Origin of the sequence: Streptomyces sp. NBC_00576 (assembly GCF_036345175.1) — a bacterium.
GTDB lineage: Bacteria > Actinomycetota > Actinomycetes > Streptomycetales > Streptomycetaceae > Streptomyces.
Genome location: NZ_CP107780.1, coordinates 10,427,494 through 10,445,632, shown reverse-complemented (window position 1 = coordinate 10,445,632; position 18,139 = coordinate 10,427,494). Strand labels below are relative to the sequence as shown.

Genomic DNA, 18,139 nt, shown 5'->3' with positions numbered 1-18,139 from the left:
CGCCATGAAGCGGCCGGAACAACCGGCATGCCGTGCCCGCCCGGTCAGCTGCCGAGGTGCCGTTGCAGCCAGTCCGCGGCGGCCCGGCGGAACAGTCGCCGGTTGTCCGCGCGGAGAAAGGCGTGGCCCTCGTCGCGCAGGGCGAGCAGTTCGGCGGGGATGCCACGTTCCCTGGCGGCCCTGACGAACTGCTCGGACTCCCCCGGCGGCACGTTGGTGTCGTGTTCGCCGTGGACGGCGAGCAGCGGGACACGCAGTGCGTCGACGCGGCTCATCGGGGAGAGTGCGCGCAGCAGTGCGCGGTCGTGCTCGGGATGGCCGTACTTGTGCGCCGCCGACTCCGCGAGCCATGGCTCCGTACCGGCGAAGAAGGTCAGGAGGTCGGACATGCCGCAGACGGCGACCCCGGTGCGGAAGAGGTCCGGATGCCACACGAGGGAGGCGAACGTCAGATAGCCGCCGTACGAGCGGCCCATGACCGCCAGGCGGGTCGGGTCGGCGGGGCCCGCCGTCACCGCGTGGGCCGTGCAGTCCGCGACGTCGTCCAGGGCGGCGAAGCGGCCGGTGCCCAGGTCGGCGTCGACGAAGGACCTGCCGTGCCCCGAGGAACCGCGGACGTCGGGGGCGAAGACGTCCAGCCCGCGGCCGAGCAGTTCGTGGTAAAGCGGGTTGAAAACGGGGCGTTCCTGCTCTTCCGGGCCGCCGTGCAGATGGATCACGCAGGGCGCCGGCTCGCCCGGGGCGCGTCCCGGCGCCCTGTAGTACCAGCCGCTCAGGGGCAGCCCGTCCCGTGCGGTGAGGCGCTGGGGAACCGGAGTCACAGGTGGGCGGCCCGGCGGTACGGCGTCCTCGTCACGGGAGGACCACCGGGTGCGCAGCAGGGACACGCCTTCATGGGCCCACCACACACCCGGGCGGCGTCGCGAACCGGACAGCGCGAGCAGCATGCGCCTCGGTCCGGCAGCCACCACACGCGTGACGACCTCGTGCGGCAGCGAGACGGGTCTCGCCGGCCCCGTGTCGTCCGGGGCGTGTCGCGCCGGGAAGGTCTCGACGAGTTCGAGTTCTCCGGCGCCCTGTGCGTTCCACACCAGCACGGCTGTGCGGCCGTCGTGGGCCATCGCCAGGAGTTCCAGTTCCTGGTCCTCGCGCTGTGCCACGACCGACCTCTCGCGCGGCTCGCCGTCGGCGTCGAGAGTGACCGCGAGCAGCGCCGCGTACTCCCGGTCGGCGTCGCTGCGCAGCCAGAGGGTCAGCCCGTCCGGGGAGAACCGGCCGATCCACGGGTCCCCGTCGGCTACCGGCACCGTGCAGGTCGTCGCCGAGTCGACCGTGCGCCGTACGACCGCCTCGCGCCGTCCACGCGGTCCCCGGCGCAGCAACGCGAGTGTTCCGTCGCGGCTGAGGTCGCACACCCGCAGCGTGGCGGCATGCGTCTCCGTGGCGAGGAGCGCCGGGGATGCCTGGCCGTCGGGATCGATCAGGTAGGCCGACAGACCGCCGCCGGACCGGACCGCCGGCGCCTGCGGTGCCCTGAGGTCGACCGGCAGCGGTGCCGTCCGCTGCCCGGTGTGGTACCGGGCGCCGCCCAATAGCGTCCCACGGCCGTCCCGGTCAGCCCGGTCGGGTGGGAGCGGGGCACCGGCGGGATCGGCGTCCGCCGAGGTGGATCCCGTGCGCTCCAGGTAGGCGGGGGCGGTCGGTGCGGCGACGGTGACGGCGACGGTCGACCCGTCGTGCGTCCAGCACCCCAGGTAGGCGGAACTGCCCGGGTCCGCTCCGGCCAGGAGGCGGCGGCCGGTGCCGTCGGGCCGCACACACAGCACCCGGGTGAGCTCGCCGCCGCCCGGCGCGGTGGTGTACGCGATCCAGCGGCCGTCCGGCGACCAGGACACCTCCTTGACGGGATCCGGGGAGGAGTCGAGCAGCCGCACCTCGTCACCGTCCACCGGCCCGGCCCACAACTGCGGGACACCTCCCCGGTCGCAGATGAAGGCCGCCTCGGTGCCGTCGGCATTGGCGGAGGGGTACCAGCAGCCGTGTGCGTGGAGCCGGGTCACGGCGTCCCGCGGGCCTCCCGCCTCGGGCAACGGCACCGGGACGGGCGCGGGGGCGGCAGGCTCGTGTGTGTCCGCCGACCGCGCGTCCGGCGGTTCCGGAGCCGGTGAGGCGAGGCCGGGTGCCTCGGGGCGGGCCACAGCTGACGGCCGGGCGGCCGCCGCTGTGGGCACGGCCCGCGTTCCCGGCTCGTCGGTCACTTGATTCCGTGCGTCTGCAGCCATATCTCCAGGAGAGCCACCTGCCACAGGGCGTTGGCTCCGCGCTTGGTCCGGTGCTCGTCGGGTGCCGCCAGGAGGTCGGCCACGTACGACGTCTGGAAGACGCCGCGTTTCTTCGCCTCGGGTGCTTCGAGCGCCTCGCGCACCCGGTCCAGGACGGGGCCCGCCATGTGCTTGACGGCCGGGACCGGGAAGTAGCCCTTGGGCCGGTCGACGATCTCCCGGGGCAGGAGCTTTCGGCCCGCCTCCTTCAGTACGCCCTTGCCACCGTCGGCCAGTTTGAGCTCCGGCGGGCAGGCCGCCGCCAGTTCCACCAGTTCGTGGTCGAGGAACGGCACCCGTGCCTCCAGGCCCCAGGCCATGGTCATGTTGTCGACGCGCTTGACGGGATCGTCGACCAGCATGACGTGGGTGTCCAGCCGAAGGGCCGCGTCCAGGGCCGTCTCCGCGCCCGGCACGGCCATGTGTTCCCTGACGAAACGGGCTGAGACATCGTCATGGGGCAGCAGGTGGGGCTGCAGGATCCGGGCGAGGTCGGCGTGCGGCCGGTCGAAGTACGTCTCGGCGTACCTTTCCGGCTCCTCCTCACGGGCGACCTCCGCCAGCTCCGGGTACCAGTGGTAGCCGGCGAACACCTCGTCCGCGCCCTGCCCGCTCTGTACGACCTTCACCTCCTTCGCCACCTGCTCGGACAACAGGTAGAAGGCGACCGCGTCATGGCTGGTCATCGGCTCGCTCATCGCCGCGACGGCCCCGTCCAGGGCCGCCGAAACACGGCCGGAGGGAATCATCAGCCGACGGTGGTCGGTGTTGAACTCCCGGGCCACCAGATCCGAGTACCGGAACTCGTCCCCCTCCTCTCCGCCCTCGGCCTCGAATCCCACGCTGAACGTCCTCAGGTCATGCTGACCCTCGTCGGCCAGCAACGCGACGACCAGGCTGGAGTCCAGTCCGCCGGAGAGCAGGACGCCGACCGGCACGTCGGAGACCGTCCGACGGCGTACGGCGGTGCGCAGCGCCTCCAGCACCGCGTCGCGCCATTCGTCCGGGGCCATGTCGGCGTACTCGGGCCGCCGTGTGTAGGACGGCTGCCAGTAGCAGTGGTCGCTCTGGGTGCCGTCCGGCTCCACGACTCGCACGGTGGCCGGTGGCAGCTTGCGGACGCCGTTGAGGACGGTGCGCGGCGCCGCCACCGTGGCGTGCCAGCTCAGGTACTGGTGAAGGGCCACCGGATCGAGGGAGGTGTCCACGTCCCCGGCGGCGAGAAGGGCCGGCAGCGAGGAGGCGAACCGCAGCCGCCCCGGCGTCCGTGCCAGATACAGGGGCTTGATCCCGAGCCGGTCACGGCCCAGGACCAGCCGGCCGGTGCGGTGCTCCACGATGGCGAAGGCGAACATGCCGTAGAAGTGTTCGACGCAGGCGGTTCCCCACTGCTGGTAGCCCTTCAGCACCACCTCGGTGTCGGACGTCGACTCGAAGCGGTGACCCAGCTCTCGGAGCTCTTCGCGCAGCTCCTGGTAGTTGTACACGCAGCCGTTGAAGACGCCGGTGAGCTGTCCCCGGACGTCGGTCATCGGCTGTGCTCCGTGTTCCGACAGATCGATGATCTTCAGGCGGCGATGCCCCAGTGCGACCGCGCCCCGCGTCCGGATGCCCTGTCCGTCGGGGCCGCGGGCGGCCAGCCTGTCGCTCATACGCTCGACGGCGGCGAGGTCGGGTCGCCGGCCGTCGAAGCGGATCTCCCCGCTCAGACCGCACATGACTTACCGCCTCCCTTCCGTACACCGGCGGCCGCGCGACGCGACGCAAGGGCCGGGGCGCGTTTTCGGCGCACGATTAGGGCGATGTCGCTGGACATGACGAAACATCTCCTGACCAGATGGGTGAGAGACAGGGCGTGGTACGGCAGCCGTGGTGACCACGGGCTGTGCCGGCCTCATGACGTTCACTGGCATGTCAGCGGCCGATGACCTCCGGTGCCCCGGAGCCGAACGGCGGGCCTTGCACGTCCGCGCCGACGTTCGGAGGGTCGACGCGGCCGAGCGATGGTGACGTGCGGTTTCTGCGTTCGCCGCGGGTTTCGGCGATCAGCAGGTCGACACAGGCCAGTAGATCCTCTTCCTGCGCCGCACGCCGTATCCGGGCGGCGGCGCTGCCCTCGGCGAGGGCCTCGTCCGTCAGCGCCCTCACGGTCGGCCAGTCCCCGTGGGCCTCGAGTGCGGGGCGCAGCCGTGTCAGCAGCTTCCGGACGACCTGCGGCGCGGGCAGTTCCCGGTGCGTCGCGGGGTCCACCAGGGTGCCCTCCAGGCCGGATCGTGCGGCCCGCCAGGCGGCGCCGCGCAGCCACTCGTGTCGGCCCGGGCAGGGCGCGTCGTCCTGGCGCAGCCGCTCACGGGCCTCGGTCACCAGTGCGCGGAACAGTCCGGCGATGAGCACGACGGTCTCCGCACGCGGGCAGGCGTCGCAGATCCGCAGTTCCAGGGTGCGTAGATGCGCGGAGGGACGTATGTCGTAATAGATCATCCCGGCGTCGCTGATGATCCCGGCCCGGACCAGGTCGCGCACCGCGGCGTCGTACTCGGTCGCGCTCGGGAAGCAGCCGATCGGGCCGGCGGTGGGCCAGCGCTGCCAGAGCATCGTGCGCCAGCTCGCGTAGCCGGTGTCGGTGCCCTGCCAGAACGGTGAGCTGGCGGACAGCGCCAGGAGCACGGGCAGCCAGGGCGAGACCTCGCACATCACCCGTACCGCGGTGTCGCGGTCGGGTATGTCCACGTGGACCTGGGCTCCGCAGATGAGCTGCTCGTCGGCGACCTGACGGTATTCCTCGACCATGTGGCGATAGCGCGCCTCTGCGGTGGGGGGGCCGGAGGAGGCGGGTGCGAGGGGCGCCGTACCCGCGGCCACCGCGGCGAGCCCCAGCGAGGCGGCGGCCGCGTCGAGCCGCTGTCTCGTTCCGGCGAGATCGGCGTACAGGTCGTGCAGGGACGCGTGCACCCCGCTGTTCGATTCCACGATGGACCGGTGAAGTTCACTGGTGAAGGTCCGCCGAGGCAGCCGTCGAAGGACCGGATCGGCACGCGGCACGAGCAGGCCGCTCTCTACCTCCAGAACGTGGAACTCTTCTTCCACTCCGATGCAGATACTCACGGTCAACTCCTTGAGGGCCTCAATGCCTTCCGTCCCGGGAGTGCGGTCCCCCACCGGGAGGCTGCAGCGGCTGTGACAGGCCCCGAGTTCCCCGGGCACCCACACGTAAGCTCAGATATGCACCTCTGGATCGATATCATCACAAATGAGCGCATCGCGCATATTGCAGATCCTGCCGCTCGGGTCCTTACCGCGTCACGACGTGCCGTTCGTCGCCCCAGCTGCCGTAAGCCTCGAAATAGCCGTATGCCAGGACGCCCCGGGCGTGCACGACACGCTCGGGGATGCGCTCCCGGTCGAAGTGGCTGATCTTCTCCAGGAACTGGTAGTTCTCCAGCGTGGCGGGGCCCCGGGCACCGACCGTGCGCTGGTTCTGGTTGTCGTGGACCGGATGCCCTGCCGGTTGGTGAGCACCCTCCCGTCATCGCCGGGAGCGGGGCCGGTACTGGATACGTCCGCCATGATCATGAACTCCTTCGGGCTCGTCCCCACGGCAGCGGGCGGGGGTGGTCCTGCCGGGTACCCGGCAGGACCTCGGAGTCACCTCGATCGGTAGTCTCATGCGGAACGTCCAACGGTGACGGCCGGTGAACCGGCCGTTCGCAGGCAGGCCAACAGGGCATACGCGGGGGTCGGGCCCCGGTCAAGTGGAGGGAACCGGTACGCGATGGGAACCGCCGTCCACGTCCCGCAGACCAGGGACATGATCGGAGAGGAGCTCTCCGGGGACGAGGCGTTCACCGCACTGCGGCGCTACGGCGGCGTCCCGCTACTGATGGACTCGTTCGCCCGCTTCCGCTACGCCGACGGCTTCACCAACGCACGTGCCCTGGCATTCCAGATCGTGCTCGGACTGGTTCCCCTCAGCCTGGCTCTGGTGGGCCTTGCCACGTCCGTGGACACCGAGTCGGTGGGCCGGGTCGTCGAAGGTGCTCTCGGCGACATCGTCCCCGGTGCCGGCGCCGGCGTGCTCGACGAGGCGTTCGCCGGGACGCGGCGCAGCGCCCAGGGTGGTGTCTGGAGCACCCTCGCACTGTGGCTGGGGCTCGCCTTCGCCGTACTGAACCTCACGTCGGCGATGAGCCAGATCGAGCGAGGTGCCAACCGCATCTACGGCATCGAGCGCGACCGCCCCTTCGCCAGTAAGTACGGTCGTGCGCTGCTGCTGTCGATGGCGGGCGGCCTGCCCATGGTGCTCGGGTTCGTGGTGCTCGTGGGCGGTGAGGCGGTCGGAGACGCCGTCGCGCGGACCCTGGGCTCCGCCGGCGGCAACGACCGCTGGTGGGGCGCCCTTGAAGTCCCGGTGGGACTGGCGCTGGCGTGGATCGCCTCCGCCGTGATCTTCCGCTGGTCGCCGCGCCGCAGCCAACCGGGCTACACCTGGCTCGCGTTCGGCAGCGCGGTCCATCTCGTCCTGTGGGTCTCGGCCACCTGGCTGCTGTCGCTGTACGTCAGCAAGAGCGATGCGTTCGGAGCCGTGTACGGGCCGCTCACCGCGTTCGTCGCCCTGCTGCTGTGGGCCAACGTCACTGGCGTCGCCCTGTTCCTCGGTATCGCCTTCGCCGCCCAGCTGGAAGCGGCACGCGCCGGGATCGAGTCCGCCGTACGTCCGGATCCCGGGCCCGGGTCCTGAGGCGACAGCTCCGGGGCGGCTGTGACCGTCCCGGAGACGACTGCCTGCCGTCAGGCGGCGCCGGTGACCCCAGGGGCGATGAAACGCCTGTACAGGGGGCTGAAGCCGGTGGTCGGGGCGCCTTCGATGCCGGCCTTCTCGATCGCGGGTGCCAGTCGCTGGGCGAAGAAGGTCTCGAAGGCCTGCTCCGACTCCCAGACGTCGATCACATGCAGCCCTTGGGCGTCGAACCAGGCCACGTGCACTTCACCGCCGCCCGGGGCGACCTCCTCCCAGCCGACCGTGTCCCGCACCATGTCGTACTGCTCAGGGCTGACCCCGGCCCAGCTCATCGACATCACTACCGTCATTTTCCCGCCCCCTGTGTCCAGCTCTGTGTGTGCCCGAGCATCGTCCCGCCGGAGTGGCCGCCGGCGAAGAGCGCACAGAGGCAGCACATGACCGCGCTCCACCCCCGCACGCCCGGCGTGCGGCGGACTCAGCGGCAGAGCCGCGCCGAGTTCTTCCGGCTCAACGCCCGCGGGCGTTGAGCCGGGCCGCCTGGCGGGTGAGGTGGTCGCGTTCGGCGAGGTTGGGGGCTTTCTGGGCCGCCTCGACGTACAGACGTGCCGCTGACGCCAGGTCGCCGTCGCGCTCGTGGAGGTAGGCCGCGACCGCGGTGTGGCGGGGCAGTGACTCGTTCAGTGCCGCGAGCGCGGCCAGACCGGCGCGCGGTCCGTCGGCCTCGCCGACGGCGACCGCGCGGTTGAGCCGGACGACGGGGCTGTCGGTCAGGCGTACGAGTTCGTCGTACCACTCGACGATCTGCACCCAGTCGGTCTCCTCGGCGGTGTACGCGTCGGCGTGGAGGGCTGCGACGGCGGCCTGGGCCTGGAACTCGCCCAGCCGGTCACGGGCGAGGGCCACCTGGAGGATGGTGATGCCCTCGGCGATCGCGGTCGTGTCCCATCGGCTGCGGTCCTGCTCGGCGAGCGGGACGAGGCTGCCGTCGGGCGCGGTGCGGGCGGTGCGGCGGGCGTGGTGGAGCAGCATGAGGGCGAGCAGTCCCGCCACCTCGGGGTGGTCGATGGCGGCCGCGAGCTGGCGGGTGAGGCGGATGGCCTCGGCGGCGAGGTCGAGGTCGCCGGAGTAGCCCTCGTTGAAGACGAGGTAGAGGACGCGCAGGACGGTGGCGACATCGCCGGGCGTCTCGAAGCGCACGCCGGCCACGGTGCGTTTGGCCCGGCTGATGCGCTGGGCCATGGTCGCCTCGGGCACCAGGTAGGCCTCGGCGATCTGGCGGGTGGTCAGCCCGCCCACGGCGCGCAGGGTGAGCGCGACCGCGGACGATGGCGTCAGCGACGGGTGCGCGCACAGGAAGTACAGCTGGAGGGTGTCGTCCGCCGCGGGGGCGGGCCCTGGCGCCGGCTCCTCGTCGAGGCGGTCCTCACGCCGGCGGCGGGCGGTGTCCGCGCGGGTCGCGTCGAGGAACCGCCGCCAGGCCACGGTGACCAGCCAGCCCTTCGCATCCCGTGGCGCATCGGCCGGCCAGACGCGGACCGCCTCGACGAGGGCGTCCTGTACGGCGTCCTCGGCCGCCGCGAAGTCGGCTCCGCGGCGGACGAGGACGGCGAGCACGCTCGGGGTGAGGCTGCGGAGCAGGGCCTCGTTGATCTGGGGCACCTGAGTGGTCACTCCGTGATGGTGGGCGGCTCGGCCAGGAACGGGCGCAGCTCCAGCCACTCGTGGATCGGCCTGCCGCCCGCTCCGGGGGCCGCCGACAGTTGCCCGGCCAGCTCGACGGCGCGTTCGTAGCTGTCGACGTCGATGATCATCCAGCCGGCGATGAGGTCCTTGGTCTCGGCGAACGGGCCGTCGGTGACCGGCGGGCGCCCCTCGCCGTCGTACTTGACCCACGTCCCCTCGGGGGCGAGCGCCTGGCCGTCGACGAACTCGCCGGTTCCTTCGAGGCGGGCCGCGAAGTCCCGCATGTACTGCACGTGGTCCGAGATCTCCTGCGGCGTCCACTTGTCCATGGGGATGTCGTTCACCGCAGCGGGGGCGCCGCGGTAGTGCTTCAGAAGCAGGTACTTGGCCATGATGGTTCTCCTCCGTGCGGCTGCGACCCATTCTGGTCGCGTTCACTACGGAGACGAAGCCAGCCACGGGTTCTCGACATCGCCGGCCGAATTCGCCGAAATTATTTTTTGTTGGGGGACTGGGACCGGGACCGGGGTGCCTGTCACAGGTTGACCGCGCCGGCCACGACCGCCGCCACTCCGGCGATCAGCAGGATGACGATCATGCCGATGGTCGCCTCGTGGTCACGTCGCTCAGCTGCGAGGTCCGGGGTGTGGACCGTCAGGTCGTCGGGGGCGTAGTGGAGGGTGAGGTCGCGCCCGAGGGACCGACTGGGGTCAGGGATGCCGTCACGTGAGAGGACGGTGACGTGGGTGCCCTCGCGGGTGGTGAAGGTGACGACGGGGGCGTGATTGACGATCTCGCTGCCCTCCCCGTCCTTGTACACGTCCTTGGTGACGGCCACGACTCCCGCCGGGACGGCGACGGCCGAGGACAGCAGGGCGTCACGGGTACGCACCGTGCGGAGGTCGCCGCCTGTCACCGTGCGTACTGTGAGCAGGGCGCCGAAGCCGAGCAGCGCCCACGGGTAGCCCCAGGCGACGGTCGCCTGGACGACCAGGCCGACCAGGAGCAGGGCGACCGTGCAGTTCGGGACGACCCGACCGTTCTTCTCGTCCCCGGTGTCGTCCACGACGCGGAACCGGTCCGGCCGCCCGCGGGTAGCGCACCGCGAGTTCACGGCAAACGGGGTGAACTCGACCTCGCGGAGCGGCTGTTCGCCGAGGCGTCCGCGTTCTTCGAGCGGCAACAGTGGTTCGGAGACCTGGCGGTCTGCGAACAGGCCCGCGCCTTCCTCGCCGGCCGGCGCGGCGACAGCGTCGGCGCGGGCGACCTGATGGCTGCGAGCCTCGCCCCGTTCGAGGAACTCGGCGCCTCGATCGCGGCCGCCGACACCATACTGTTGGGTGCCCAACTCGCCTACGACCAGGGCGACATCACCGAGATGAAGCGGCTGGCCCAAGGGGCCCGCGACGTCTACCAGGCGCGGGAGGTGTACGAGCGGTGCGCACAGGTCGACCTCATGCTCGCGAGAACCCTTGAGGACAACCTGAACCGGACCGACCACGGCGTCCACGAGAGGCGGTCCGTCGACAACGCGCTCTCCCTCGCGCTTCCCGCCGCACTGACCCTTCAGGCGGCGCGCTACGACTTCACCACCGCCCACGCTCGCCATCAGTGGCTCCAACTCGCGGACGAGGCGATGGAGTTGGCCTTCCGTCTTGCCGTACGCCGCCAGGACCAGGGGCTGCTCTTCGAACTGGTGGAACAGCGCAGCGCGGGCGCCCTGCTGGCGCTGGACCGTACGCCGCCCTCGGCGCCACGTACCTCTCCCCCAGGGTCCGTCGAAGACGCCGGATCGGTCTTTCCGAGCGCGGCCATGAAGACGTACGCGCGCGCCGACGGCCCGATGACCCTCGGCGGTGTGGCCGCGGAGGCCGCCGCCTCCGCCGGCCTGCGTGTCGCGCCGCCGCCGAAGGTGCGGATGGCGGCGCAGGGACCCGGGCGTGTCGCGCTGCAGGAGTACATCGCTGGGGCCGCCCGGATCGGACCCGGAGCTGCTGTCCTTCGTGCAGGGGCGTCTTGACGCGGGTGCCGTCGTGCCGTCCGTCTCCACCCCGGTGGAGGCGTTCCGCCGCACCGACCTGGATCGGGACTGGCTGAGCGATGTGCTCCGCAAGGGGGCCCGCAGACTTCTGTACGTCGGACATGTGAGCGGCGCGCCGGTCGAGGGCGGGCAGAGCGAGGACGGCACACTCCATCTGTGCTGCGATCCGGGAACCGCCGACCTGGCCGACCCGGTCCGCGGCCATCGCCCGTTGTCGGCCAAGGACCTCCTGCTGGGCACGCTGCCTCTGCGCGCCGACGGCGAGCCGGGGGCAGGGCTGTGGCCCGCGCCGCCGCGTGTCGCGCTCATCGGCTGCGAGAGCGGCGGCGACCTCCGCTTCGCCGAGTCGTTCGGCCTCGCGACGGCGATGATCCACAACGGTGCCGAACTCGTCACCGCCACCCGCTGGGTGCTGCCGACCAACTTCGCCTTCCACCAGCTGGCGGGCCTGCCCAAGTCCGTACGCCCGCTGACCGAAGCGATCGTCGCCGTCGACACCGCCCACGAAGACCCCGACCCCGTGGAACGGCTCGGCCGCTGGCAGCGCGACCGACTCGACCGCTGGCGGGCCGGCGGCGGGATCGAGCACTCGCCGCTGCTGTGGGCGGCCATTCCTTCCATCGTCGTTTGACCTGGGATTGAGGAACATCGGTCAGCAATCGAGAAGCGCGGACCGTGGAGCCGCCATAACCTACCCGCCATGGACATCACGATTCACACGACGTCTCTCCCGCACGACGACCCGGATGCGTCGCTCGCCTTCTACCGCGAGGTCCTCGGCTTCGAGGTCCGCAGCGACGTCGGGCAGGGCAGGATGCGCTGGATCACGGTCGGCCCTGCCGGTCAGCCCGACACATCGATCCTTCTGGCACCGCCGGCCGCTGATCCGGGAGTGACGGAGGACGAGCGCCGCACCATCACCGAGATGATGGCCAAGGGCACCTACGGTTGGATCCTGCTGGCCACCCGGGACCTCGATGCCACGTTCGAGAAGGTGCAGGCCGGCGATACCGAGGTCGTCCAGGAGCCGACCGAGCAGCCGTACGGCATTCGCGACTGCGCGATCCGCGACCCTGCGGGCAACCTGATCCGTATCCAGGAGCTTCGCTGAACCGCGCGGGCGCCGATACGGCCGTACGGGCCTGCATCGCGAGCACCCGCAAGTCATCACCGGACGAAAAAAAGGGGGAGTGTTCTCATGTGTCAGCCCGAGTGGCGGCGTGCACGCGTCGAGGCGCAGCGTCTGGCTGATCTCGCGCGGTTGCGCCGCGTCCGCGACCGGATCGACAGGGAGTACGCGCAGCCACTGAACGTGGAGGCGCTCGCCCGGGGTGTGAACATGTCCGCCGGGCATCTCAGCCGTCAGTTTCGGGCCGCCTACGGTGAGTCGCCGTACTCGTACCTCATGACGCGTCGCATCGAGCGCGCGACAGCACTGCTGCGGCGGGGCGATCTCAGCGTCACCGAGATCTGCTTCGCGGTCGGCTGTGCGTCGTTGGGCACGTTCACCACCCGCTTCACGGAGTTGGTCGGCATGCCGCCCGGGGCCTTCCGGCGCCAGGCGGCGGAGATGGCGGATACGGCGGGCGACCCTGCGGGTGCTGCGGGTGCTGCGGGTGCTGCGATCACGGTGGAGGGGATGCCGGCGTGTGTGGCGAAGCAGGTGACAAGACCGGTCAGGAATCGAGAAGCCCCGGCCGCCGAGCACCCCCTAGCGTGATGGCCATGGCAATCACCGCTTCCACCGCATCCACCACGTCCATCGCATCCGTCACCCTCGAGGTGGCAGACCCCGAGGCCGCCCACCGCTTCTACTCCGCCTTCGGAGTGGACACGCACATACACCTGAGGGCGTCCGAGGCACACTCCACCGGATTCCGCGGCTTCACCCTGGCGCTCACAGTGTCCCAGCCGGCCACTGTCGACAGCTTCCTGGGCGCGGCAGTGGACGCCGGCGCCACAGTGCTGAAGCCCGCCGCGAAGTCACTGTGGGGCTACGGCGGCGTCGTCCAGGCCCCGGACGGGACGATCTGGAAGGTCGCGACCTCGGCGAAGAAGGACACCGGCCCGGCCACCCACGACATCGACGAGATCGTCCTTCTGCTCGGTGTCGAGGACGTGAAGGCCAGCAAGCAGTTCTACGTCGGCCGGGGCCTGACCGTGGCCAGAAGCTTCGGCGGCAAGTACGCCGAGTTCACCTCCGGCGAGTCCAGCCCCGTCAAGCTCGCGCTGTACAAGCGGCGGGGCCTGGCGAAGGATCTCGGCGTCCCCGCCGACGGCACCGGCTCTCACCGCATCGCCCTCGGCAGCACCGCCGGCCCCTTCACCGATCCGGACGGATTCGCCTGGGAGACCGCCGGCCCCCTCGCCTCCGCGCCGTCCCCGGCGCCTGAACTGTCCTGACCCACGGCCTCGCGCTCCCGCCCCGACCCGCCCCGTCCCGTCCCGAGCCGTCCCGTCCCGTCCCGTCCCGTCCTTCTATGAGGCACGGACTTCGCGGCGCAAACGAGTAGAGGCGAGACGTATCGTCTTGCTATGGTGAGGGCATGGCTTTCTTCTACTTTCTCTGAGTCCGGGCACGGCCGACGCCGCCGTTTCTGCTGCCCGCAGACCCTTCGCATTCCCAAGGAAAGCCATATGCGCGAACGCGCCCATACCGCTGTGCCCACTGCCGTGGCGCAGCTGTCGGTCACAGACGTCACCAAGTCCTACGGCACCCGGACCGTTCTCGACCAGGTCCGTTTCACCGTCCGCCCGGGTGAAAGGGCGGCAGTCATCGGCGAGAACGGCTCCGGCAAGTCCACCTTGCTGCGGCTGCTGGCCGCGGCCGAGACGCCGGACGCCGGGGAGATCACCGTCAGCTTCCCCGGCGGCACCGGACATCTCGCCCAGACCCTCGACCTCGACCCGGCGTGCACCGTACAGGACGCTGTCGATCTCGCGCTGGCCGAACTGCGCGGCATGGAGCGCCGCTTGCGCATGGCGGAGGAGCGCCTCGGCGAGGCGTCGGAGGGGGAACTCGCCGCGTACGGCGAGCTGCTGATCGTGTACGAGGAACACGGCGGCTACGAGGCGGACGCCCGCGTGGATGCCGCCATGCACGGACTCGGGCTCGCCGGGATCACCCGCGACCGCGTGCTCGGCTCGCTCTCCGGCGGCGAGCAGTCGCGGCTCGCACTGGCCTGCGTGCTGGCCGCCTCCCCCGAGTTACTGCTGCTCGACGAGCCTACGAACCATCTTGACGCGGCGGCCGTGCGCTGGCTGGAGGAGCACCTGCGCGCGCACCGAGGCACCGTTGTCGCGGTCACCCATGACCGCGGCTTCCTGGAGCGCGTGGCCACCACGATCCTTGAAGTCGACCGGGATGCGCGCACGGTGCACCGGTACGGCGACGGCTGGGCGGGCTACCGCGCCGCGAAGGCCGCCGCCCGACGCCGAGCGAAGCAGGAATTCGCGGACTGGCTCCAGGAGGTGGCCCGTACCGAGGAGCTGCTCGAAGCCGCCGGCAGGCGGCTGGGCGGTACCGGCAAGGACCCGCGGCAGGGCTTCGGCAAGCATCGCCGCTCGCATGAGGCAAAGCTCGGCGGGCAGGTGCGCTCGATCCGGGAGCGGTTGGCCCATCTGCGGCGCAATCCGGTGGCGGCGCCGCCCGAATCGCTGCGGTTCACGGCGGCACTGTCGGCGGCGGGCGACGCACATCCTGTCGCGGGCCCGCTTGCCGAGCTCGACGGCGTGAGCGTCGGCGAGCGGCTGCGTCTGGACGGGCTGCTGGCGATCGAGCCCGGGCAACGGCTGCTGGTCACGGGCGAGAACGGGGCGGGCAAGACGACCCTGCTGCGTGTCCTGGCGGGCGACCTGGAGCCGGATACGGGCACGGTACGCCGTCCGGCTCGAGTCGGGTACCTGGCCCAGGAGCTGCCCGCGCGCTCCACGCGGCTCCCGCTGCTCACCGCCTTCGCGTCCGGGCGGCCCGGGCTGGCGGAGGAGTACGCGGATGAGCTCCTGACGCTGGGGCTGTTCCGGGAGGAGGATCTGCACGTACCGGTCACGGCGCTGTCCGTGGGGCAGCAACGGCGGTTGCAGATCGCGAGGCTGGTGACCCGGCCCGTCGACCTTCTCGTACTCGACGAGCCGACGAACCACATAGCGCTCGACCTGATCGAGGACCTGGAGGCGGCCCTCGCGGCGTACCCGGGGGCGGTGGTCGCGGTCTCGCACGACCGCGGCTTCCGTGAACGCTTCCCGGCGGAGCGGCTGGGACTGCGCGGCGGCCGCAGAGGCTGACCCGTAAACGCTGGGCGGCGGATTCTCCCGCGGGTGGACATCCACGGTCCGGGGTCTGCCGAATCCGGCGGCGCCGGCCGCCTCACCCGGCCGGGCCCGACGGACCGTCGGGCCCGCGCTCGGCACACCAGCCCGCCCGGCCCCGACAACACCGCCGCCCGCCGCGCTACCGGCGCCTCTGCCGTCAGCGAATCTGCTGCGGGCCGAGAAACCGGCCGCAGGCGTCGAGTCGGGCCGAGAGTGGGAGTGCGGCACCATCCGCCGTACGACCCACAACCCACGACTCGACGAGGAGCCCCGATGTCCCCACTCACCGCGACCGGCCCCTGGCCGGCGCTGCTGCCCCGGGCCGAGGAGGGCGACACGCCTGCCTCCCGGTTCGACGACCATCTGGCCGCCCAACTGCTCGCCCAGCGCATCGTGTTCCTCGGTACGCAGGTCGACGAGGTCTCGGCGAACCGGATCTGCGCCCAGCTGCTTCTGCTGTCCGCGGAGGACCCGCGCACCGACATCAGTCTGTACATCAACAGCCCCGGCGGCTCCGTGACGGCGGGCCTCGCCATCTACGACACCATGCAGCTGATCCCGAACGACGTGTCCACGCTCACCATGGGATTCGCGGCCAGCATGGGCCAGTTCCTGCTCAGCGTGGGCTCGGCCGGCAAGAGGTACGCGCTGCCGAACGCGCGGATCATGATGCACCAGCCGTCGGCCGGTATCGGCGGCACCACCTCCGACATCGAGATCCAGGCGGAGAACCTGGAGTTCACGAAGCGGACCGTCGAGCGGATCACCGCCCAGCACACCGGCCAGAGCGAGGAGACGATCTCGCGGGACGGCGACCGCGACCGCTGGTTCACGGCCGAACAGGCCAAGGAGTACGGCCTGGTGGACCGGGTGGTCGACTCGCTGACCGACGTACGCCCTGCCGCCTCACGACGACGGATGGGGCTCTGACATGGGGACGTACACGATTCCGAACGTCGTCGAGCGCACCCCGCAGGGCGAGCGGTCGTACGACGTGTTCAGCCGGCTGCTGTCCGAGCGGATCATCTTTCTCGGCACCGAGATCGACGACGGCGTGGCCAACGTCGTGATCGCGCAACTCCTGCATCTGGAGTCGTCGTCACCGGAGCAGGAGATCGCGATCTACATCAACTCGCCCGGCGGCTCGTTCACCTCGCTCATGGCGATCTACGACACCATGACCTACGTACAGGCGCCGATCTCGACTTTCTGTGTCGGGCAGGCGGCCTCGACCGCGGCGGTGCTGCTGGCCGGGGGCGATCCCGGGCGTCGATTCGTACTCGAACACGCGCGGGTGCTGCTGGGCCAGCCGGCGAGCAGCGGTCACCGGGGCATGGTCTCCGACCTGGCCGTCCAGGCAAGGGAGATGGTCCGCATCCGCGCGCAGGTCGAGGAGGTGCTCTCCCGGCACACGCATCACGACGTGATGACGCTGCGCGCGGACATGGACCGCGACAAGGTGTTCACCGCGGCGGAGGCGGTGGCGTACGGCCTGGCAGACGAGGTGGTGAGCCGCCGCCTCGCCGGCGTCTGACGGAGCACGTCCGACGGGCTCGCGCCTGCCTGCATGCCTGCTAGGCGACCAGGCAGAGCCCGTTGTACGGCGCGGAGGTCGTCGTACGCGCGCGGGTACGGCTTATGGTGTGCCGCGTCAGCTCGCTCTGGGCCAGGGACAACAGGTCTCCCAGGCCCAGGCCGAGAGCATGGGCGGCTGCCGCGAGGACCTCCGAGGAGGCTTCCTTGCGGCCCCGCTCCAGCTCGGACAGGTACGGCATGGAGATCCTGGCCGCGTCCGCCACATCCTTGAGGGTGCGTTCCTGGGCGAGCCGCTCGCGGCGCAGGACGTCGCCGACCAGGTCCCGGAAGAGCGGTTCCCTGGGGGCGGGCACCGCCGGGGCCACCGGGGTGGCGGGAGCCGGTGCCGGCATGGTTTTCGGACGCAGCGGGATCACCCGGGCCTGGTTCGGCGCTTGATTGCTCACTCCCTCAGCCTAAAAGCCATCGCTTCCAGGGGAAGGGATCGGCATTCTGCCCTGGGTGGAATCACCACGGCAGGACGAACGACGAATGGGGTGAAGGGCGACATGCTGCGTGACACCTTCAACGAGGCGGCGGAACTGTACGACCGGGCACGCCCCCGGTATCCGCAGGCCCTCGTGGACGATCTGGCCCGCGCGGCCGGTCTCGGCCCGGGCAGCCGAGTCCTGGAGGTCGCCCCGGGTACGGGCCAACTCACCGTCCCGCTGGCCACGTCGGGGTGTCGGCTCACTGCCGTCGAACTGGGTCCGTCCATGGCGGCCGTGGCCCGGCACAACCTGCGGGGATTCCCGCTCGCGGCGGTGACGGTCGCCGACTTCGAACACTGGCCGCTGCCACCCGAACCGTTCGACCTGGTCGTCTGCGCTACCGCTTTCCACTGGCTCGACCCGGCGGTACGGCTGCCCAGGATGGCTCAGGCCCTCCGGCCGGGCGGGCTGCTCGCGCTCGTCACCACCCACCATGTCAAGGGCGGCACCGTCGACTTCTTCGAGCGGGTACAGCGCTGCTACGAGCAGTGGGACCCCGCCACGCCGCCCGACCTGCAACAGGTCGACGAGGCCGACACGGCCACGGACACCGGCGAGTTGGCGCACTCCGAGCACTTCGACCAGATCACCGTCCGGCGCCATGCCCGGGACATCGCGTACTCCGTCGACGAGTACATCGACGTCCTGCTCACCTACTCGAACCACCGCGCACTCGACGCACCCTCACGTCACGGCCTGCTCACCTGCATCCGGGACCTGCTCGAGACGCGGTACGGCGGCCGGATCACCAAGCGCTACCTCCATGAGCTGATCATGGCGCCCCGGGCCTCCTGAGCGAACAACGAAGCTCGCCGCACCGGGTTCTCCGCACCGGGTTCCCTACGCCAATCCTCCGCGCTGTGGACCGCAATCGCCCCACGGTGTCTACGTCGGCGCCGCGATCGGCCCGCGGATCCTTAGTGCCAGGTCAACACCCATGGTTCTGCGGGCTTTTCCCACCTCGTGTCCGGCCCGT

The 18,139-nt window shown here is 70.9% G+C and carries 18 protein-coding genes and 1 pseudogene; 10 read left to right on the top strand and 9 right to left on the bottom strand.

What is annotated here, in order from left to right:
- Window positions 1-44 precede the first annotated feature (44 nt).
- The 4 genes and pseudogenes from OG734_RS45555 to OG734_RS45540 all read right to left on the bottom strand — a co-directional run.
- Entirely contained in the window at window positions 45-2,282 is a 2,238-nt protein-coding gene (locus tag OG734_RS45555; RefSeq protein WP_330293253.1) for a S9 family peptidase, read from the bottom strand.
- Window positions 2,255-4,039: an N-acetylglutaminylglutamine amidotransferase gene (locus OG734_RS45550; protein WP_330293252.1), complete on the bottom strand. Its 1,785-nt coding sequence runs from the start codon at window positions 4,037-4,039 to the stop codon at window positions 2,255-2,257. The genes OG734_RS45555 and OG734_RS45550 overlap by 28 nt, the downstream gene beginning before the upstream one ends.
- Window positions 4,040-4,235: 196 nt before the next feature.
- Window positions 4,236-5,420, bottom strand: coding sequence for a carboxylate-amine ligase (locus OG734_RS45545; RefSeq protein WP_443065131.1), 1,185 nt, complete (start codon window positions 5,418-5,420; stop codon window positions 4,236-4,238).
- Window positions 5,421-5,634: 214 nt separating this feature from the next.
- A pseudogene (locus tag OG734_RS45540) lies at window positions 5,635-5,888 on the bottom strand (catalase); the annotation flags it as partial.
- 205 nt (window positions 5,889-6,093) lie between these two features.
- Here OG734_RS45540 and OG734_RS45535 point away from each other — a divergent pair.
- Entirely contained in the window at window positions 6,094-7,059 is a 966-nt protein-coding gene (locus OG734_RS45535; RefSeq protein ID WP_330293250.1) for a YihY/virulence factor BrkB family protein, read from the top strand.
- Between the two features lie 50 nt (window positions 7,060-7,109).
- Here OG734_RS45535 and OG734_RS45530 read toward each other — a convergent pair whose 3' ends face one another.
- From OG734_RS45530 to OG734_RS45515, 4 genes are all read right to left on the bottom strand, one after another.
- On the bottom strand, window positions 7,110-7,409 hold the full coding sequence (locus OG734_RS45530; protein WP_330293249.1) for a hypothetical protein: 300 nt from the start codon (window positions 7,407-7,409) through the stop codon (window positions 7,110-7,112).
- Window positions 7,410-7,569: 160 nt separating this feature from the next.
- Window positions 7,570-8,712 (bottom strand): RNA polymerase sigma factor, encoded by a 1,143-nt coding sequence (locus OG734_RS45525; protein WP_330294025.1) that lies wholly within the window; start codon window positions 8,710-8,712, stop codon window positions 7,570-7,572.
- A gap of 17 nt (window positions 8,713-8,729) precedes the next feature.
- On the bottom strand, window positions 8,730-9,137 hold the full coding sequence (locus OG734_RS45520; RefSeq protein WP_330293248.1) for a YciI family protein: 408 nt from the start codon (window positions 9,135-9,137) through the stop codon (window positions 8,730-8,732).
- Between the two features lie 143 nt (window positions 9,138-9,280).
- Window positions 9,281-9,928: a hypothetical protein gene (locus OG734_RS45515; RefSeq protein WP_330293247.1), complete on the bottom strand. Its 648-nt coding sequence runs from the start codon at window positions 9,926-9,928 to the stop codon at window positions 9,281-9,283.
- Between the two features lie 87 nt (window positions 9,929-10,015).
- Here OG734_RS45515 and OG734_RS45510 point away from each other — a divergent pair, with 87 nt between their 5' ends.
- The 8 genes from OG734_RS45510 to OG734_RS45475 all read left to right on the top strand — a co-directional run bounded on the left by OG734_RS45510 (window position 10,016) and on the right by OG734_RS45475 (window position 16,631).
- Complete coding sequence (locus OG734_RS45510; protein WP_330293246.1) at window positions 10,016-10,765, top strand: hypothetical protein; 750 nt, start codon at window positions 10,016-10,018, stop codon at window positions 10,763-10,765.
- Window positions 10,749-11,417, top strand: a complete 669-nt coding sequence (locus OG734_RS45505; RefSeq protein WP_330293245.1) for a hypothetical protein — start codon at window positions 10,749-10,751, stop codon at window positions 11,415-11,417. The genes OG734_RS45510 and OG734_RS45505 overlap by 17 nt, the downstream gene beginning before the upstream one ends.
- Before the next feature lie 69 nt (window positions 11,418-11,486).
- Window positions 11,487-11,897: a VOC family protein gene (locus OG734_RS45500; RefSeq protein WP_330293244.1), complete on the top strand. Its 411-nt coding sequence runs from the start codon at window positions 11,487-11,489 to the stop codon at window positions 11,895-11,897.
- A gap of 87 nt (window positions 11,898-11,984) precedes the next feature.
- The gene (locus tag OG734_RS45495; RefSeq protein ID WP_330293243.1) at window positions 11,985-12,506 is read left to right on the top strand and encodes a helix-turn-helix transcriptional regulator; all 522 of its coding nucleotides are present in this window, start codon (window positions 11,985-11,987) and stop codon (window positions 12,504-12,506) included.
- On the top strand, window positions 12,506-13,189 hold the full coding sequence (locus OG734_RS45490; protein WP_330293242.1) for a glyoxalase: 684 nt from the start codon (window positions 12,506-12,508) through the stop codon (window positions 13,187-13,189). The genes OG734_RS45495 and OG734_RS45490 overlap by 1 nt, the downstream gene beginning before the upstream one ends.
- Window positions 13,190-13,423: 234 nt before the next feature.
- Entirely contained in the window at window positions 13,424-15,070 is a 1,647-nt protein-coding gene (gene abc-f / locus OG734_RS45485; RefSeq protein WP_330293241.1) for a ribosomal protection-like ABC-F family protein, read from the top strand.
- Between the two features lie 300 nt (window positions 15,071-15,370).
- Entirely contained in the window at window positions 15,371-16,027 is a 657-nt protein-coding gene (locus OG734_RS45480; RefSeq protein ID WP_330293240.1) for a ClpP family protease, read from the top strand.
- A 1-nt stretch (window position 16,028) separates the two neighbouring features.
- Window positions 16,029-16,631, top strand: a complete 603-nt coding sequence (locus tag OG734_RS45475) for a ClpP family protease (protein ID WP_330293239.1) — start codon at window positions 16,029-16,031, stop codon at window positions 16,629-16,631.
- Window positions 16,632-16,671: 40 nt separating this feature from the next.
- On the opposite strand, the gene OG734_RS45470 is transcribed toward OG734_RS45475, so the two are convergent.
- Window positions 16,672-17,079: a helix-turn-helix domain-containing protein gene (locus OG734_RS45470; RefSeq protein ID WP_330293238.1), complete on the bottom strand. Its 408-nt coding sequence runs from the start codon at window positions 17,077-17,079 to the stop codon at window positions 16,672-16,674.
- 102 nt (window positions 17,080-17,181) lie between these two features.
- Between OG734_RS45470 and OG734_RS45465 the strand changes: the two genes are divergently transcribed.
- Window positions 17,182-17,958 carry a class I SAM-dependent methyltransferase gene (locus OG734_RS45465; RefSeq protein ID WP_330293237.1) on the top strand — a complete coding sequence of 259 codons (777 nt, stop codon included), beginning with the start codon at window positions 17,182-17,184 and terminating at the stop codon, window positions 17,956-17,958.
- The last annotated feature ends 181 nt before the right edge of the window (window positions 17,959-18,139 follow it).

What these genes read in the sequence shown, in the direction of transcription:
- OG734_RS45555 (WP_330293253.1), bottom strand. Translation starts at nt 2,282, where the DNA reads ATGGCTGCAGACGCACGGAATCAAGTGACCGACGAGCCGGGAACGCGG.
- OG734_RS45550 (WP_330293252.1), bottom strand. Translation starts at nt 4,039, where the DNA reads ATGTGCGGTCTGAGCGGGGAGATCCGCTTCGACGGCCGGCGACCCGAC.
- OG734_RS45535 (WP_330293250.1), top strand. Translation starts at nt 6,094, where the DNA reads ATGGGAACCGCCGTCCACGTCCCGCAGACCAGGGACATGATCGGAGAG.
- OG734_RS45530 (WP_330293249.1), bottom strand. Translation starts at nt 7,409, where the DNA reads ATGACGGTAGTGATGTCGATGAGCTGGGCCGGGGTCAGCCCTGAGCAG.
- OG734_RS45520 (WP_330293248.1), bottom strand. Translation starts at nt 9,137, where the DNA reads ATGGCCAAGTACCTGCTTCTGAAGCACTACCGCGGCGCCCCCGCTGCG.
- OG734_RS45510 (WP_330293246.1), top strand. Translation starts at nt 10,016, where the DNA reads ATGGCTGCGAGCCTCGCCCCGTTCGAGGAACTCGGCGCCTCGATCGCG.
- OG734_RS45500 (WP_330293244.1), top strand. Translation starts at nt 11,487, where the DNA reads ATGGACATCACGATTCACACGACGTCTCTCCCGCACGACGACCCGGAT.
- OG734_RS45495 (WP_330293243.1), top strand. Translation starts at nt 11,985, where the DNA reads ATGTGTCAGCCCGAGTGGCGGCGTGCACGCGTCGAGGCGCAGCGTCTG.
- OG734_RS45490 (WP_330293242.1), top strand. Translation starts at nt 12,506, where the DNA reads ATGGCCATGGCAATCACCGCTTCCACCGCATCCACCACGTCCATCGCA.
- abc-f (WP_330293241.1), top strand. Translation starts at nt 13,424, where the DNA reads ATGCGCGAACGCGCCCATACCGCTGTGCCCACTGCCGTGGCGCAGCTG.
- OG734_RS45480 (WP_330293240.1), top strand. Translation starts at nt 15,371, where the DNA reads ATGTCCCCACTCACCGCGACCGGCCCCTGGCCGGCGCTGCTGCCCCGG.
- OG734_RS45475 (WP_330293239.1), top strand. Translation starts at nt 16,029, where the DNA reads ATGGGGACGTACACGATTCCGAACGTCGTCGAGCGCACCCCGCAGGGC.
- OG734_RS45465 (WP_330293237.1), top strand. Translation starts at nt 17,182, where the DNA reads ATGCTGCGTGACACCTTCAACGAGGCGGCGGAACTGTACGACCGGGCA.